The sequence below is a fragment of the Caldinitratiruptor microaerophilus genome, from assembly GCF_025999835.1.
Taxonomy (GTDB): Bacteria; Bacillota; Sulfobacillia; order Symbiobacteriales; family ZC4RG38; genus Caldinitratiruptor; species Caldinitratiruptor microaerophilus.
Genome location: NZ_AP025628.1, coordinates 2,206,007 through 2,222,233 on the forward strand (window position 1 = coordinate 2,206,007; position 16,227 = coordinate 2,222,233).

The following is a 16,227-nucleotide window of genomic DNA, read 5'->3' on the forward strand; positions in this document are numbered from 1 at the left end:
CTCGGGCCGTCCGATCAAAAGAAAGACGGCCCGGGAGGCGGCGGGGTTCCGTCGTTGCCGCCGCCAGCGATCGCTGCAAGAAGTTCTGCCCGGGTCTCGCAGGCCCGGCACAGCGCGCCCTCCCCGGGCCACAGCGGTCGCCCGCAGCGCCGGCAAGCCGCCGCAGCTCCCCGCGCCAGTTCGCGCCGCGCCGGCGTCCTCCCGGCGGCAGGCGGGCGGAGGTCGCAGGCGACGGCCATCACCCCCTCCGGGCAGCGCATCGCGCAGAGGCCGCACCCGGTGCAGGCGCCCTCGTCGACCTCCAGCCTGATCGCCTGACCGGTCCGCACGACCAGGGCCCCGGTGGGGCAGGCCGCGGCGCACACCCCGCAGAACGTGCACCGGTCGGGTGGTGCGAGGAGGGGAAGCCCGGAGTCCGCCACGTGCGGGACGACCGGCCGGCCGGCCGCCTCCAGGGCGGCGAGGAGGGCACGACGCCAGGGCGGAGGTTGCCGGGCGCTGCGGACCGCCGGGGCGGAGGCCGGCGAACCGCCCGAAGCCACACCTGCCTGCGGGGGAAGAAGCGCCGCGGCGGCCTGCGCCGCACCCCGCGCCCACCGGGCGAGGAGGTCGCGCCGTGAGAGGGGCGCGGGCCGGCGCGGGGAAGAGGCCGCAGGAAGGTCCAGGCGGCTCAGGCGGGCCCGGACCTCCTCCACCACCTCCCGGGCCCGCGCCCCGGCCCCGACCGGACACGTCCCGCAGTCACCGGCGTGGAGCGCCAGGGTACCGGGTCCGTCCGGGTGGACGGCCACCGCCACGGCCGTCTCCGGGTGGAGCGCGGCGAGGCAGGGGAGGCGCACGGCTCCCGGCGGAACCGCATCGGCAGGCGCCGCCGCACAGGCGATCGACTCCGTCCCGGCCGCCTGCAGGCTCCCGAGGAGCTCGCCCGGCCCGGCTCCGGGCAGGGAGATGGCGCCGGCGGGGCAGGCGGGGACGCACGCGCCGCAGCCGCGGCAGCGATCGGGGTCGACCCGGGGCGGGGCGCCGGGGCCGGCCTCCGCCGCCACCGCAATCGCCCCGGCCGGGCACGCGCCCGAGCACGCGTCGCACCCCTCGCCGGCCGGCCCGGCGCGCAGGCAGCGCTCCGGGTCTGCGGCCGCCGCCGGCGCCAGGAACCGGGCCACGAGCCCCACCATGCCGGGCACCTCCCCCGCTCAGACGATCCGCTCGACCTCGACCCGCGTGTCCAGCTGCGAGGCCCCGCCGCCGATCGGGTCGGTGAGGCCGCCGCCGCCCGTGACGACATCGTCCCGGAGGAGGCTGTTCACCAGGAATCCGGTCCCCCGACCCCCGGCCAGGCCGGCCTCTTCGTGGAGCGGCGGGGCGAGGTCGTAGGGCGTGTGGCCGTAGCCGCGCACGGGCTCGTGGCGCTTCCCGTCGATCTCCACCGCCTCTGCGCCGTAGCCGACGTGCCCGTAGCTGAAGTCGGCCCCCACCACCCCGGGGCGGATGCCCTCCGTCACCCACACCCGAGCCTCGACGGCCGCCGAGGCCGACCGCACCCGCACGCGGTCGCCCGTCCGGATGCCCCGGGCGGCGGCGTCGGCGGGGTTCATCCACAGGTGGTTCTCCGGCCGGACCTCCCGCAGCCACGCGGCGGCGACGGTCCGGTGGGTGCCGTGCTGGCGGGCCTTCCAGTTGATGAGGACGAGGGGCAGGGCGTCGTCCACGGGGCGGCCGTCGGCGAAGCGGACGGGCTCCACCCGGGGCAGGCCGTCCCAGAACTCGCCGGTGATCGAGTCCCGGACAGCCGCCGCGCCCTCGTCGTACAAGGAGCACTGGGCGCCGAAGCGGTAGCGGATCCACTCGCCCTCGTACTCCCGTCCGGGCCCTTCGAAGCGGCCCCCGCGGTTCAGCACGTAGACGACCTTCCGCCACTCCTCCGGCTTGACCGCCCGCCGCCAGGCCGCCTCGTCCCAGGAAGGCCCGAGGGCGCGCCGGCGGGCCTCGGCGAAGAGGCGCAGCTCCTCGTCGCTCGCGTCGGGGACCGGTGTTCCGTCGTAGGCGATGTTGGCCGCCACCTTGAGGTAGAAGTCCTCCGGGGTGTCCAGCGGGCTGCCGTCCGGGAAGGCTCCCGGCCCCACGCCGGGGAGGCCCATCGCCTTGAGCAGGTCGATCCAGAACTGCTCCGCCGGGCGGGGCCCGTCGAAGGCCCGGGTGACCGGCTGGCCCAGGAGGGAGACCTTGTACGGCTGGTTCGGGTAGATCGACTCCAGCCCCCACCGCTCGAGGTAGGTGACGTCGGGGAGGATGTAGTCGGCGAAGCGGGACGTGTCCCCGATCTCGACGTCGAAGGCCACGACGAGGCCCACCGCGTTCGGGTCCTTCAGGATCTCCGCCTGCCGGATGCCGCCCGGGCTGGAGTCGACGGGGGAGTGCCGCTGGATGAACAGCGCCTTCAGCGCGTACGGGTAGGCCGCCTTCGCGCTGGGCAGCACCTCGTGCACGAGGTTGGCCGGGAAGGGGTACCAGCGACGCTTCGCCGGGTAGCCGTCCCGCTGGAAGAGCGTGCTCTTCTCGTAGACCGACTTCTCCCGGGTGATCGGGATCCCCCACGGCTTCAGGCCGCCCGGAACCGTGGTGAGGTCGTACCGGCCCTTCAGCTCGGCGTACCGGGCCCCGGCGCTGATCTCCCCGCCCTTCCAGTCGTGGTTGCCGATCAGGAAGTTCAGGACGTTGATGGCACGGACGTTGTAGTATCCGTTCGTGTGCATGGCGGGGCCGCGGTAGCTCATGACGACGGCCCGCTTGCCGTACGACGTGAACTCCCGCGCCAGGGTGGCGATGAGGTCCTCGCTGACCCCGGCGAGTTCGGCGTACTCCGCCAGCGTCTTCTCCTGCACCCGCTCCCGCAAGAGGGTGAAGACGGACTTCACCCGGATGGGCCCCTTGGGACCGGCCAGTTCGGTGTCGACCTCCAGGTCCGCCGGGCCGGCGGTGTCGTGCGGGGCCGGGCGGCCGTCCACCAGGACGACGAACTGGTCGCCCTCCAGGCCCAGGTCCTTCATCCGCAGCTTGGGCCGCTTCGGGTCGCTCAGGTTGACGAGGTGGGTGGCGTCCGACCACGTGGGCTCGCCCGCCGCCTTCGCCGCCGCCGGGCCGGGACAGCGGAGGTACTTCTCGTCGTAGCGGCGGTTCTCGATGATCCACCGGGCCATGCCCAGCGCCAGCGCGGCGTCCCCACCCGGAAGGATCGGCACCCAGCGGTGGGCCTTCTCCGCGGTCTTGGAGAGGCGCGGGTCCACGACGACGAGCTTCATCCCGCGCTGCAGGGCGTTCGTGAGGCGGGGGGCCAGCCAGGTCGGGCCCTTGTTGGCCGTGAGGGGCTCCGTGCCCCAGACGATGAGGTACTCGCAGTGGTCGAGGTCGGCGTACATGCGGGGGTGCTGCTTGCCCGCGTGCGAGCGGTTGTTCGCCACCACGCCCTGGATGCCGCACACGCCGCCGTGGTTGAACGTGTTGACGGTGCCCAGCCCCTGGCGGGCGAAGCGGTCGACGACGAGGTTCCCGCGGTCGCCGGCCATGACGGCGAGCAGGTTCGCGCGCGGCCCCAGGTCGGGATGGCGGGGGTCGATCAGCTTGTCCCCCCACCGCGCCTCGAACTCGGCCTGGGTCATCTCGCCCTTGCGGACCTTCTCCCAGTCGGCCATGACCGGCTCCTGGGGCGCGTACGCCCACCAGGAGCGGATGCCCGGGGTGCCCAGGTCGGGGGCCCCGTCCAGGATCTCCTTCAGGGCCTGCTCCCAGGAGATGGTCTGCCAGCGGCCGCTGCCGCGGGGCCCCACGCGCTTGAGAGGCTGGGTGACACGACGGGCGTCGTGGACGATCTGGATGCCCGCCTGGCCCTTCAGACACGTCCGCCCGCCCCGGCGGGAACGGCCGTCCCGGGTGAGGCTGCCGAGGCCCTGCACGGCCAGGGCCGGCGGGGTGTCGTAAGGGATGGGGCCTTCCGGCTGGGTCGTGAGCGGGCTGTAGGGGTTGCCGGCGATCTTGCGCACCAGCGCCGTGGCACCGGTCCCCTCGCCCGGCCGCAGCACGACCTTGATGGTGCAGAACGTCTGACACTGCTGGCACACGGTGTAGATGACGTCCTGCGGCCCGTAGGCGTCCGTGGCCGTCCCCACGCCGTGGGGCTCGTCGTGGAACACCCGGGAGACGGCGCGCTCCAGCGGCTCCCGGGAGGCGGGGACGGCTGCGGCGGCCGCGGTGAAGGCCGCGGCGCCGGCCAGGAAGCCCCGCCGGGTCACCTGCGGAGCGCCCTGCGCGTTCTTGGTCTCGTTCATGCGGGCACCTCCTCGCCCTGGTACTCGCGCGCTTCGTCATGGATGGGGAGGACCTCCGCCGCCACCGAGTAGCCCAGAAGGCCGGCGGCGATGAGACCGGCGCTCAGGAGCCACTCGTTGGCGCTGGGAAGGTAGTGGCCCTCCGGCAGCCCGGCCATGACCGGCGGGATGAGGGGCGGGACCACGATGTGGAAGCGCACGGCCGCGATCCCGACCACCACGAGCCCGGAGGCGATCGCCACCCAGGCGGGGGACCCCCGGAGGGCGGGGGTCAGGAGGATCGCCGCCGGCACCAGCGACCCGGGCACGACCTGGACCCACCAGAACGCCCAGGCCATCGGGCCCGTGGCCATGAGGCGGATGATCTCGGTGTCGTGGGGGGCGAAGCCCAGGAGGGGCACGAGGAACTCGTAGAACTCGAGGCCCAGGTCCACCAGCAGGAACCCCGCCAGGAGGCCGCCGAGCCCGCGCATCAGGCCCTCGTCGGGCTGCCGGCCGCTGACCCGCGCGTGCACGTAGTCGATGAGGGTCAGGAGGGCAGTCCCGGACACCAGCGCCGACGCCACGAAGATCACGGGGAATAGCCCGCCGAACCACATGCCCCGGGCCTTGACCACCGCAAAGATCGTGCCGGTCCCGCCGTGCACGCCGAAGATGGCGATCGGGATGCCGAGCGTCCCCAGCACCCGCAGCCACCGGCGCAGGTGGGGAGGCGCATCCGGGCCCGCCCGGTGGAGCCGGATGGCCAGCGCCAGTTCAGCGCTCAGGAGCAGGATGTAGAGGACGTAGAAGCGCACCTCCCAGGCCAGGGGGCTCGTCCAGTTGAAGAAGACGAGCGGGTAGAAGGCCCGGTCGAGCCGGCCCAGGTCGATGGCAACAAAGCCCAGAGCCACCCCCATGCTCACGATCGCCATGAGGAGGGCAGCGCGGCCGATCCGCTCGTACCGCTCCAGGCCGAACACGTACACGAGCGACGAGAGCAGGAACGCCCCCGCGCTCAGCCCGACGAAGTAGATGTAGAACGCCACCCACGCCCCCCAGGGCGTGACGCTGGTCAGGTGGGTGACCCGCAGCCCGCCCGCGAGGCGCTGGGCAAAGGCCCACACGCCTGCCAGGATCACGATACCCAGCACCGTGTACCATCCCGTCCGGAGGGCGGGCGACACGCCGGGAGCCGCCGAGGGGCGGCCTGCCACCCGCCGCGCCGGGCTCCCGGACGAAACCGTCGTTGCCACGGGGATCCCTCCCTGGCTCGTCAGCTTCTCTGACACGAGGCCGCACTTCAGCGCAGGTAGATGACCCGGGGATGCGTCCCCAGTTCCTCCTTGAGGCGGAAGGCCCGGGGGCTGGCCGCCAGCCGGGCGACGACGCTGTGGGGGTCGCTCAGGTCGCCGAAGAAGCGGGCGTCGCCGGTGCACGTCTCCACGCACGCCGGCTCCTCGCCGCGCTGGAGGCGGTGCAGGCAGAAGGTGCACTTGCGCACCGTGCCGACGGGTGCCTTCCCGGGGCGGCGCGGCCCCCGGTCGACGCCGAACTCGGGCGCCTGTACCTCGTCGGCCCCCTGCATCTCGTCGGCATAGCTCTCGCCGAAGTCGAAGTAGCGGGCCCCGTACGGGCAGGCGGCGATGCAGTACCGGCACCCGATGCAGCGGTCATGGTCGATGACGACGATCCCGTCCTCCCGCTTGTACGTCGCCTTCACCGGGCAGACGGCCACGCAGGGCGGGTTGTCGCACTGCATGCAGGGCCGGGGCACGTTCACGTGGCCGACGTTCGGGTACTCGCCCAGCTCCATCTCCAGGACGACGTTGTAGGTGACCCCGGGCGGGGTCCGGTTCTCCGCCTTGCAGCTGACCGTACAGGTGTCACAGCCGATGCACTTCTGCAGGTCGATGACCATCGCCCACTGCGGGCCGCGCCGGGCGGCGGTCTCGTTCACCGGCGATCCCTCCTCCTTGAGCGCGGGCCTGCGCCCCACGCGGTGGCTGGCTGCGCCCGACCGGTCTAGCAAGGCGCGTGCCAGGTGGCGCGGCCCGCCGCCACCCGCCCCCGGGCGCTCTCCGGTCCCACCGCGCGGAACGCGGCGGGCGAAGAGCGCCCGCCGCGCCGGGTGACATTCTGGCATGCCTGCCAAAGTGTCACCCTCGTGCAACCGTGAGCCCTGGGGCGTCATGCCCCGGGGCTCAGCCGGTACTCGTCGATCTTGCGGTACAGGTTGCGGACGCTGACCCCCAAGAGTCGGGCGGCCTGGGCCCGGTTCCAGCCGGTTCGCTCCAGCGCCCGGCGGATGTGCTCCCGCTCCACCTCCTCGAGGGTCGGAAACCGGTCCCCGGCGGTCGGGCCGGGGACCGGCGCCCCCCCGGCCGGACGCTCCGCCAGCCGGACCGCCCCCGGCAGGAGCAGGTCCCCCTCCTGGATGACCTCGCCCGAGGCCAGGATCGCCCCCCGCTCGACGATGTTGAAGAGCTCCCGGACGTTTCCCGGGTAGTGGTACCGCATGAGGGCGTCCAGGGCGGCTGGAGAGAGGCTCCGCGGCCCCCGGGCGCGCCGGCGCAGGAAGTGGTCGACCAGGAGCGGGATGTCCTCGCGCCGCTCCCTGAGGGGCGGGACCTCGATGCGCACCACGCAGAGGCGGTAGTAGAGGTCCTCACGGAAGCGGCCGGCCGCCACCTCGTCCGCCAGCCGGCGATTGGTCGCCGACACGATCCGCACGCTCACCCGGCGGAGCCGGGTCTCGCCCACCCGGCGGAACTCACCGGTCTCGGCGAAGCGCAGGAGCTTGGGCTGGAGTTCGGCGGGCATCTCGCCGACCTCGTCGAGGAAGAGGGTGCCACGGTGGCCAAGCTCGACGAGACCGGGCTTGTCGGCCGCCGCGCCGGTGAAGGCACCCCGGGCGTGGCCGAACAGCTCGCTCTCCAGCAGGTGGGCGGGCAGCGCGGCGGCGTTCACCGCGAGGAAGGGTCCCCGGGCGCGCCCGGACCAGCGGTGCAGCGCCCGGGCGACGAGCTCCTTGCCGGTTCCGCTCTCCCCTTCGATGAGCACGTTCGAGTCGGCAGCCGCCACCCGCCGCGTGAGCTCCAGGAGTTGCCGGATGGCCGGGCTCTCCCCCACGATCTCCACCTGCTCCTGGCGCCACAGGGCCGCCCGCAGGCCGGTGTTCTCGTCGGCAAGGCGCCGCCGCTCCAGCGCCTTCTGCAGGACGAGGTCCAGCTCGGACAGGTTGCAGGGCTTGGTGAGGAAGTCGTAGGCACCCTCTTTCATCGCCTGGATCGCCGTCTCGATGGTCCCGTGCCCGGTGAGGATCACGACCTCCAGGGCAGGCTGCATCTCCCGGGCCCGGCGCAGCACCTCGAGCCCGTCCGGGCCGGGCATGCGGATGTCGACCACCGCCAGGTCGAACTCCTGCTCCGCCAGCGCCGCCAGGGCTTCGTGCCCGTCGGCCGCGCCCACCGGGCGCCAGCCCCGGCGCTGCATCCGCTGCACCAGCAGCTCCCGGAAGGCGTCCTCGTCGTCGGCGATCAGGACGCGGGGTTCGTCGGCCAAGTTCCCCCACCTCCCTCCGATTCCGCAGGCTGCGGCCCCGCCGCTGGCGGCAGCCGCACGGTCACCCGGGTGCCCCGGCCCAGCTCGCTCTCCACCCGGATCTCCCCGCCCATCGCCCGGACGATGTCCTGGCACACGGCCAGCCCGAGGCCGGTGCCCTTCCCCGGCGGCTTGGTGGTGAAGAACGGCTCGAAGAGCCGGGGGAGGTGCTCGGGCGGGATGCCCGGGCCGGTGTCCTCCACCTCGATCACCACCCATCCGTCCTCCGTCCGGGCGCCCAGCCGGAGCCCGGGGCGGCTCTCCGCGCCCGCCGCCGCTGCATCCTCCAGGGCGTCCGCCGCGTTCGCCAGGAGGTTCAGCACGACCTGCTCGAGGAGCCCCGGCTCGCCGCGGACCGGTGGGAGCTCGGGCGCCAGGTCGAGGGTCACCCGCGCCCCGAGCCGGCGGAAACGGTAGTGGATGAGCGCCAGGGTGTCCCGCAGGGCGTCCTCCACCCGGATGAGGCGCGAGGGGCCCGACTCCCGGCGCGTGAAGCGCAACATCGAGTCCACGAACCCCTTGCAGCGCAGCGCCTGCTGGCGGATCGTCCCCAGGTACTGGTCCAGCTCGCCGCTCTCCTGCAGGCGGGCTGCCGGTTCCTCCCGCAGGCGATCCTGCAGGTCCTCCGTGTAAGCGCTGATGGAGGCCAGCGGGTTGTTGATCTCGTGCGCCAGCCCGGCCGCCATGAGTCCCACCGCCGAGAGCTTGTCCGCCTGTACCACGGCCTGTTCGAGCTCGCGGCGCCTGCGCAGCTCGGCCGTCATGCGGCCGATGGCCGCCCCCAGCCGGCCGATCTCGTCGCCCGTGTGAATCTCCGGCGGCGGGGTGAGGTCACCGGCGGCGATCCGGAGCACGGCGTCGACCAGGGCTTCGAGCGGCCGGGTGAACCGGACCGCGAAGTACACGGACAGACCCACGACCGCGGCCATCACCACCACCACGGCGGCGGCGAACCGCCAGGCGAGGGCCCGCACGGGGGAAAGCGCCTCGCGCACCGGCTCCTCGACCACGACCCCCCAGCCGAGGCTGGGCACCCGGGCGAAGGCACCCAGCACCTCCACCCCCTGATAGGACCGGTAGGGCCCGGACGCCGTGGCGTCGGCGGGGTCCGCGCCCGCGAGGAGGAGCTTCACGCTGCGGCTCGCCCGCACGTCCCGGCCCTCCAGCACCTGGCTGAAGTCGCCGTGGCCGATGAGCCGGCCCTCGCCATCCACGACGAAGACGTGCCCCCGCTGCCTCCCGGCCACCGCCGGCAGGTCGTCGAGCACGCCCCGCAGGGTGACCCGGACAACCAGCCCGCCGGGCAGTGGGAGGCCCCGGCGGTCCAGGAGCAGCACGGGCAGGTCCACCAGGGGACGCCCGTCGCTGCCGGCGAACACCCGCACGGGTGGGAGCCGCCCGGTGCCCGCGCCGGCGCCCCCGGCCCCGGCTGCCGGCGCCGGCCGCCCGGCGGCGGCCTCCAGGGCCTGCCACTGCGGCGTACCCGCCCAGGAGCGCCGGCTCCCCGGGGTGACCACCTCGCGCCGGGAGGCCCGGGCCACCTCCATCCCGTCGGGGCCGAGGAGCACCACCTCTTCCAGATACGGCGTGTCCCGCAGGAGCCCGTACAGCACCCGTTCCTGCTCGGGCCCGGGTCCGGCGGCCAGCTGCTCGCCGTAGGCGGTGGCCACGAGCCGGACCCGGTCGGCGATGCCTGCCACCGCCTGGTCGAGGTTGCGGGCCACCACCGCGGCCGTCGCCCGGGCATCCGCTGCCGACGCGGCGAGGAGGTCCTGGCGGGCCGCCCGGGCGTTCAGGTACCCCACGAGCAGGAGGGGCACGACCGACATCGTCACCCCGAAGGCCAGAAGGCGAGTCCGGATCCGCTCCCGCCGGGGGGGCAGGGGCAGATCGCGAGTCTGGCTCACCGCGCACCACCCCCACCAGCCTCCGTCCGGTCGAACGGCCCGACGGGAAGGCCCTCCACCGGTACGGCGAACGCCAGGCCGGTAGGGGACAGCTCCAGACCCAGCGCGCGGGCGACGTCGCGGTTCACCACGAAGAGCGGCCGGTCCGGGGTCTCGACGGGGATGGACCCGGGGTCCTCCCCGAGCAGCACCTTGGCCACGAGGCGGGCCGCCTGCCGGCCCTGCTCCTCGAAGGGGACGCCGTACGAGGCGAGGAGACCCGCCTGCGCCTCCTCGGGGTACAGGCCCATCGCCGGCACGCCGCTTGCCAGGCTCGCCGCGGCCAGCGCGGGTGCCGCCTCCTCGAGCACGAACCCCGGCAGGACGACGATCCCGTCAAAGGCCGCCCGCGAGATCCCTCCCAGGGCACGCTCGAGGTCGCCCGCCCCGGCCACGGGCCGGGCCACCAGCTCCAGGCCGAGGCGGGGCGCGACCTCCTGGGCCAGACGCAGTCCCTCGCGGCTCGGTTCCACCCTGGGGTCGTACAGGAGGAGCACCCGCCGCAGCCCGGGGAGTAGCTTCTGGAACAGCTCGAGGCGCTTCGGGGTCAGCTCGGCGTGGAAGTTGTCAACCCCGGTCAGGTTGCCGCCCGGCCGGCGCTCGTCTGCCACCACTCCTGCCGCACGCGGGGTCGCCGTGCCGGCCACGACGATGGGGATGGTGCGGGTGACCGCCACCAGGGCCTTCGCCTCGATGTTGCCCCCCGCCACGAGCACGTCCGGACCCGCAAGCACGAGCTCGCGCGCGGCCACGGGCAGGCGGGACCGGTCCCCGCCCACCTCGCGCACGTCCATCCGCACCTGGAGCCCGAGGGCCGCCAGCCCCGCCGAGAGGCCCTCCACCTTCGCGCGGCGGCCCGGGCTGGCGAGCAGCACCCCGACCCGGGGTGGCGGGGCGGAGTCCGTCCGGCCCGTCGGCCCGCAGCCGGCCGCCACGACGCCGAGCAGCATCGCCGTCAGGGCCGCGCCCGCGGCCCTCCGGGACCGCCGGGAAAGTCCACCTGGCACCGGCCTCACCCCGGGTCCTACACTTCGCGCCCCCTCCCGGGCGGTTCCTGCGAACACCGAGTGCCACTGACGGAAACCGCCTCCGAAAGAACAACGTGCACAGTGACCGGCCCCTCCCGGGGCCGGTCACTGCCTGTAGCCCGTCTCGACCTGCCGGACGGCGGTTCTAGGCGCTCAGGGCCTGCTCCACGGTACGCCGCACGGCCTCGTAGCCGTCGGCCAGCCGTACGGCGCGGCCCCGCACGACCACCACGACCTCCCCGGCGCGCAGGCCGTGGCGGAGCGAGAGCCACAATCCCCGCAGGGACGGCAGCCCCACGCTCACCGGGAGGACGCGCCCGCCGAAGTCGAACAGGAGCCGCTCGTACAGTTCCTGGATCTGCCGCCCCTGCTCGCGCACTTCCGGCGGATAGTCGGCCAGCTGTTCCTGGTCCTCCGTCATCCCGCACAACCCCACGCTGCGGTGGCACAGGCGGTAATTCTCGGGGAACATCCCCACCAGCTCGACGAGAAGCGGGCGCCCCACCGGAGTTCCCCCCTCAGTGGCACCTCAGCCCCGCTGCCAGGGTGTCCAGCCACGGGCGCAGGTCGGCCTCGCCCTCCAGGAGGAGCTCCACGTGGCGGCCGGTGTGGTTGCACACGTAGGACAGGGCCAGCGCCGGCACGAGCCGGCGCGGGAAGCCCCGGCGCACCACGCCGAGGGCCCAGCGGGCCGTGTGGCCGGCCACCTCCACGTCGCCCGACAGGTCCACCCGGGCCATGGGCCCCGGGGCGGTCGCGCCGGCAGGGGCCGGTTCCGCTCCCGCAGCTCCGGCCGCTCCGCCCTCCCGCACGGGTCGGAACCGCAGGCTCGCCTCCACGACGCCACCCCGCTCCGGGCCGACGAGGCGGTAGGAGCCGCGCCCCTCGGTGGCCCAGCTCACGTCGCCCCGGAGCCGCCAGGTGTCCACCTCCGGCGGCGCGATGCCGTCGGCCAGCCGCCACCCTTCCGGGACGGGCAGGACGACCAGGTTGCACGTCCCGAACACCACGCTGCGGGCGGCCAGGACGTGGGGCCTCATACCAGCGCCAGCGCCCACTCCTGGTCCGGGTCGAACATGTCCCGGGCCGCCTGGCGCAGGGCGTCCAGACCGTGGATCTCCGACTTGTACAGCGGCACGTAGCACCGCACCAGGTCGCCCAGCTGCTCCTGGATGATCCGCAGGTAGTTGGCCTGCTCCCTGAACTTGTTCTGCAGGTACTCGTCGTCCCGCGCCCGGTCGGCCTCCTCCCGGCTGATGACGCCGTTCACCACGACGCCGCCCACCGGGATGTCGTATGCCGTGACCTGCTTGATGAAGCGGGTGACCACCGAGATCGGGAGCATGAGCGGCAGCGTGACGAAGAAGAAGGCCGTTTTCTCCGGGTCGATGAGGACCTTCTTCACCCGCTCGAACCGCTCGTTCATCCCGATGAGGTCGGCCAGCATCGGGTCCTTCTTCACTTCCTCCATGATCTTCTCCTTGCGGAAGCTGAGCTGGACCCGCAGGCTGAGCGCCTCCTTCCGGCTCTCGATCATCCGCTGCAGCCACAGGCCGTAGATCTTGCTCAGGCCGATCAGCCGGATCGCGTTCGCCACCGCCGCCGTGTCGAAGACGAGCTTGTCGTACTGCTGGCCCTCCTGGAGCATGATGTCGACCATCTTGTCGAACATGGCCGACTCCTCGAAGGCCGGGTTGGTGACCGCGATGTCGACGAACGGCTTGGAGTCGACGGGGATGTCAGCGTACTTCAGGAACTCCCGCACGCGGACGGCGATGTTCTCGCGGTAGCGCGCCACCACGTCCGAGGCGTCGACCTCCACGGCGTAGAGGTTCGGGACGCCCTGGACCTGCTTGATCTGGCCACCGGAGAGGTCCTGGCCGAACACCGACGTGAGCGAGTGCACCGGGTTCAAGGAGGCCAGGAGCGTACGCTTGCCCTCCTGGGCGAACTGGTACGCCAGGGCGGCAGCGCCGATCGTCTTGCCCACGCCGCCCTTGCCACCGGTGAAGATGTAGCGCAGGTCCGGGTGGGCACGAAGGAAATCGGTGATGTGCTGCAACTCACCGCACCTACCTTAGCGCTCAGTACTCGATCGCAATCTGCGGGGTCATGAGGTGTTCGGAGGCGGTCGAGATCATCTCCGCTCCCTTGGGCTCCCGGGTGAACATGGGCACGATGGACTTGACCCGGTCGCCGAACTTCCGGGCGATCTCCCGCAGGTGCTCCTGCTGCATCTCCACCCGGTTGCGCAGGTACTCCGACGTGCCCGGCTTGTCCAGGAGGTCGGCGGGGTACACCTGGTTCACCACCAGGCCCGACATCTCCATCCCCAGCGAGCCGAACATCTGCAGTGCCCGCTCGGTGTCGAGGATCGCCATCTTCTCCGGGATCAGGACCATGAAGAAGGCGGTCCGCTTCTTGTCGGTGATCAGGTCGGTGAAGGACTTGATCTTGTTGCGGATGTCGATGAGCTCGTTCATGACTGCGTCCTCGTGGCCCTTCTCACCCTTGAGGGTCGCGGCGATGGCGTCGTACTCGGCGACCTTGCTGCGCGCTTCGGTGATCTTCTCGACCCACTTCGACAGGATGTCGGCCATCGCGACCATCCGCACGCCGTGGCCGAACGGCGGCATGTCGAAGATGTAGATGTCGTACTTGTGCGCGGCCACCAGCTCCGCCATGGCGTCGTACGTCGCCGACTCGTACATCGCCGGCTCTGCCGACGTGGAGTCGATGTACTCCTCGATCTCCTTCGGGACTGCGTCCAGCCCGTACATTTCCTTGATCTTCTTCTTGACGCTTGCCTGGTAGTCCGCCACCCGGCGGTCGGCGTCGATCTCCACCACGAAGAGGTTGGGGAGGATCTCCACCTCGCCCTTGCCGTAGAAGTCCTGCTCCCAGATGTCGGACAGGGACGCCTGGGGGTCGGTGCTGAACAGGAGGGTCTTCCGCTTCTTGACCTGGCTCATGTACCAGGCAAGGGACGAGCTCGAGGTGGTCTTGCCCAGCCCGCCCTTGCCCGCGAAGATCACGATCTCCGCCTCGGGGTGCTGATCGAAGTACTGCTTGAGGCCCTTGGGCTCCAGCCGCACCGCTGTCACTCCTCGTGCAGATCAGTAGATGGCGTCGGTGAAGTCCCGCTCGCGGAACACCCGCTGCTTCCACGACTCGATGTTGGGGACGGCGTAGGGCAGGATCCGCAGGCTGTAGTAGGGCGGCAGCACCGGGATGCCCAGCATGTCCCCGAGCGTGATGAACATGAACAGGTGTTCGAGATGCATCCGGGTGCGCAGGGCTGCCGTGACGTTTCCGTGCGACGCCATCCCGTACAGGACGCCCTTCAGGATGGTGCCGAGTCCGGCCTTCTTCTCGCCTTCGCCGCCGTTCTTCTTCTTGCTGAACAAGGGGACCACCTCGATCTCTTGCGAAGATGGCTTGGCGGAACTCCGGCCGGCCTGGCGGGAGGCCAGGCCGGCCGGAGACCCGCAGGATCGCTTGGATCCGATCGGGATCAGTCGTCCCCGCTGACCGTGGTGGGCTGGGGCATGGCGCCGCTGACCGCCCGGCCATACGCCTGGTAGGTGAGGACTGCCATGCGAATCCCCAGGACGAACAGTGCCAGGCCGATGAGCACCGACACCCAGTCGAGCGCGTTCGCCACCGCCGGGGCCGCGCTCTTGAGCGGCTCCATCACCTTGGTCGCCTTGGGGCCGGCCATGGCCGCCTGCAGGAACACCCACGTCTGGAACAGCAGCGCGGACAGCGTGGTGACGATCATGAACGTGGCCGGGATGAGCGTGTAGATGCTCGGGGACTTCACCCGGGCCAGGTGGATGGTGATGAGCATGAGCGCCAGGCCGGCCAGGAGCTGGTTGGAGCCGCCGAAGTACAGCCAGATGTTGTTCCACGTGCCGCTCACGGCCAGGACCCACGGGATCAGCAGGCCGATGAACGTCGACACGTGCTTCTGCGCCAGCGGCGACTGGCCGAACACCTCGGCGGATACCAGCCGCCAGAACCGGGTGACCAGGGCCTGCACCGTGATGGCGTAAATCACCAGCACGGTGCCGTAGAACACCCGCAGTGCCGCATCACTGAACGGCAGCCACTTCGTGAGCAGCGTGGCCCCGAAGACCCAGGCGCCGACGCTCGAATTCTTGAGGTCGGCGATCTGCTGGGGGCTCAGTACCATGTAGGCCGCCAGGGAGGCCAGCGCCAGCAGGCCCTCCGATAGCATGGCGCCGGCGCCCACCGGGTGCGCGTCCGTCTCGATGTCCAGCTGCTTGGAGGTCGAGGACGAGCCCACCAGGCTGTGCCAGCCCGAGATGGAGCCGCAGGCGATGGCCACGAACATCATCGGCCACATGGGACCGGCCGGGCTGGTGAAGCCCTTCCACGCCGGCTGGGCGAGCGTGACGCCCGTCGCCGGGCTCAGGAGCGCCCCCAGGAGGATGAAGATGACCGCCAGGAACGCCGGGAAGAAGGAGACGTAGTTGAACGGCTGGATGAAGGTCGGCAGCGGCAGCACCGAGGCAACCCAGAGGATGGCCGCTACGATCAGGGCCCAGGTCGCGTGGTTCCACGCACCGAAGGGCAGCTTCCACTGGAAGGCCGGTATGGTGCCGAGCCAGAAGCTGATGATCATCAGCACGAAGGCGATGAGCGTCGTGGCCCCGACGCCCATCTTCACCTTGTACATCAGCTGGCCCACGACGACGCCCGTGACGATGATGCCCAGGGTGGCGAAGAAGGAGCCGGGGAAGATGTTCCAGAACGTGGCGATCAGCTGGATGAACGTGGCCGAGATGATCACCAGGTAGAACAGGATGAACCCCAGAAGAGTGCTGCGCCCGCCCGCACCGGTGAACTCGTAGGTGATCGGGCCGAAGGAGCGCCCCTGGTTGCGGATGGACACCATGATGGCCCCGTAGTCCTGGAGCCAGCCGATGAAGAAGTTGCCCAGGATGATCCAGGCCAGAGCCGGCGCCCAACCGTAGTTCAACGCGATGAAAGGCCCGAGGATGGGCCCGAGGGCGGCCACGCTCTTGTACTGGTAGCCCCAGAGCACGTACTTGCTGACGGGGAAGTACTCGACGCCGTCGGTGTACATGTGGGCCGGCGTCGTGCGGTTCGGATCCGGCTTCCACACGGTCCGGTCGTACCACTTGCCGTAACCCCAGAAGGCGATGCCGTACGCGATGAGAGCCAGGAGGACGAACCAGAAGGGCGTGCTCACACCCCTACCCCCTTTCCGCTTGTTGGCACGACACAGCGCCCGCCGCGGCCTGCGCGCCCGTTTCGATCGGCTCCCCCCTTTCGCGGGCTCACAGGGGCGACTCGCCTTGA

13 protein-coding genes are annotated in these 16,227 nt (G+C 71.8%); all 13 read right to left on the reverse strand.

All coding sequences use genetic code 11. The features are described 5' to 3' along the window. Positions 1–14: 14 nt before the first annotated feature. Positions 15–1,175 (reverse strand): ATP-binding protein, encoded by a 1,161-nt coding sequence (locus caldi_RS10645; protein ID WP_264841746.1) that lies wholly within the window; start codon positions 1,173–1,175, stop codon positions 15–17. A gap of 18 nt (positions 1,176–1,193) precedes the next feature. After that, complete coding sequence (locus caldi_RS10650; RefSeq protein WP_264841747.1) at positions 1,194–4,322, reverse strand: molybdopterin-dependent oxidoreductase; 3,129 nt, start codon at positions 4,320–4,322, stop codon at positions 1,194–1,196. Continuing rightward, positions 4,319–5,557: an NrfD/PsrC family molybdoenzyme membrane anchor subunit gene (gene nrfD, locus caldi_RS10655; RefSeq protein ID WP_264841748.1), complete on the reverse strand. Its 1,239-nt coding sequence runs from the start codon at positions 5,555–5,557 to the stop codon at positions 4,319–4,321. The genes caldi_RS10650 and nrfD overlap by 4 nt, the downstream gene beginning before the upstream one ends. Positions 5,558–5,604: 47 nt before the next feature. Then, positions 5,605–6,495 carry a sulfate reduction electron transfer complex DsrMKJOP subunit DsrO gene (gene dsrO / locus caldi_RS10660; RefSeq protein ID WP_406568082.1) on the reverse strand — a complete coding sequence of 297 codons (891 nt, stop codon included), beginning with the start codon at positions 6,493–6,495 and terminating at the stop codon, positions 5,605–5,607. Further along, positions 6,492–7,865, reverse strand: a complete 1,374-nt coding sequence (locus caldi_RS10665) for a sigma-54-dependent transcriptional regulator (RefSeq protein ID WP_264841750.1) — start codon at positions 7,863–7,865, stop codon at positions 6,492–6,494. The genes dsrO and caldi_RS10665 overlap by 4 nt, the downstream gene beginning before the upstream one ends. After that, complete coding sequence (locus caldi_RS10670) at positions 7,841–9,811, reverse strand: sensor histidine kinase (RefSeq protein ID WP_264841751.1); 1,971 nt, start codon at positions 9,809–9,811, stop codon at positions 7,841–7,843. Before caldi_RS10670 ends, caldi_RS10665 begins: the two co-directional genes overlap by 25 nt. Continuing rightward, on the reverse strand, positions 9,808–10,857 hold the full coding sequence (locus caldi_RS10675) for an ABC transporter substrate-binding protein (protein ID WP_264841752.1): 1,050 nt from the start codon (positions 10,855–10,857) through the stop codon (positions 9,808–9,810). Before caldi_RS10675 ends, caldi_RS10670 begins: the two co-directional genes overlap by 4 nt. A gap of 166 nt (positions 10,858–11,023) precedes the next feature. Then, positions 11,024–11,383, reverse strand: coding sequence for a hypothetical protein (locus tag caldi_RS10680; RefSeq protein WP_264841753.1), 360 nt, complete (start codon positions 11,381–11,383; stop codon positions 11,024–11,026). 13 nt (positions 11,384–11,396) lie between these two features. After that, positions 11,397–11,918 carry a hypothetical protein gene (locus caldi_RS10685; RefSeq protein WP_264841754.1) on the reverse strand — a complete coding sequence of 174 codons (522 nt, stop codon included), beginning with the start codon at positions 11,916–11,918 and terminating at the stop codon, positions 11,397–11,399. Further along, entirely contained in the window at positions 11,915–12,940 is a 1,026-nt protein-coding gene (locus caldi_RS10690; protein WP_264841755.1) for an ArsA family ATPase, read from the reverse strand. Before caldi_RS10690 ends, caldi_RS10685 begins: the two co-directional genes overlap by 4 nt. Positions 12,941–12,962: 22 nt before the next feature. After that, positions 12,963–13,973: an ArsA family ATPase gene (locus caldi_RS10695; RefSeq protein WP_264841756.1), complete on the reverse strand. Its 1,011-nt coding sequence runs from the start codon at positions 13,971–13,973 to the stop codon at positions 12,963–12,965. A gap of 21 nt (positions 13,974–13,994) precedes the next feature. After that, a complete protein-coding gene (locus caldi_RS10700; RefSeq protein ID WP_264841757.1) occupies positions 13,995–14,285 on the reverse strand; it encodes a hypothetical protein in 291 nt (96 codons plus the stop codon). A 107-nt stretch (positions 14,286–14,392) separates the two neighbouring features. Next, positions 14,393–16,117 carry a carbon starvation CstA family protein gene (locus caldi_RS10705; protein ID WP_264841758.1) on the reverse strand — a complete coding sequence of 575 codons (1,725 nt, stop codon included), beginning with the start codon at positions 16,115–16,117 and terminating at the stop codon, positions 14,393–14,395. Between the last annotated feature and the right edge of the window lie 110 nt (positions 16,118–16,227).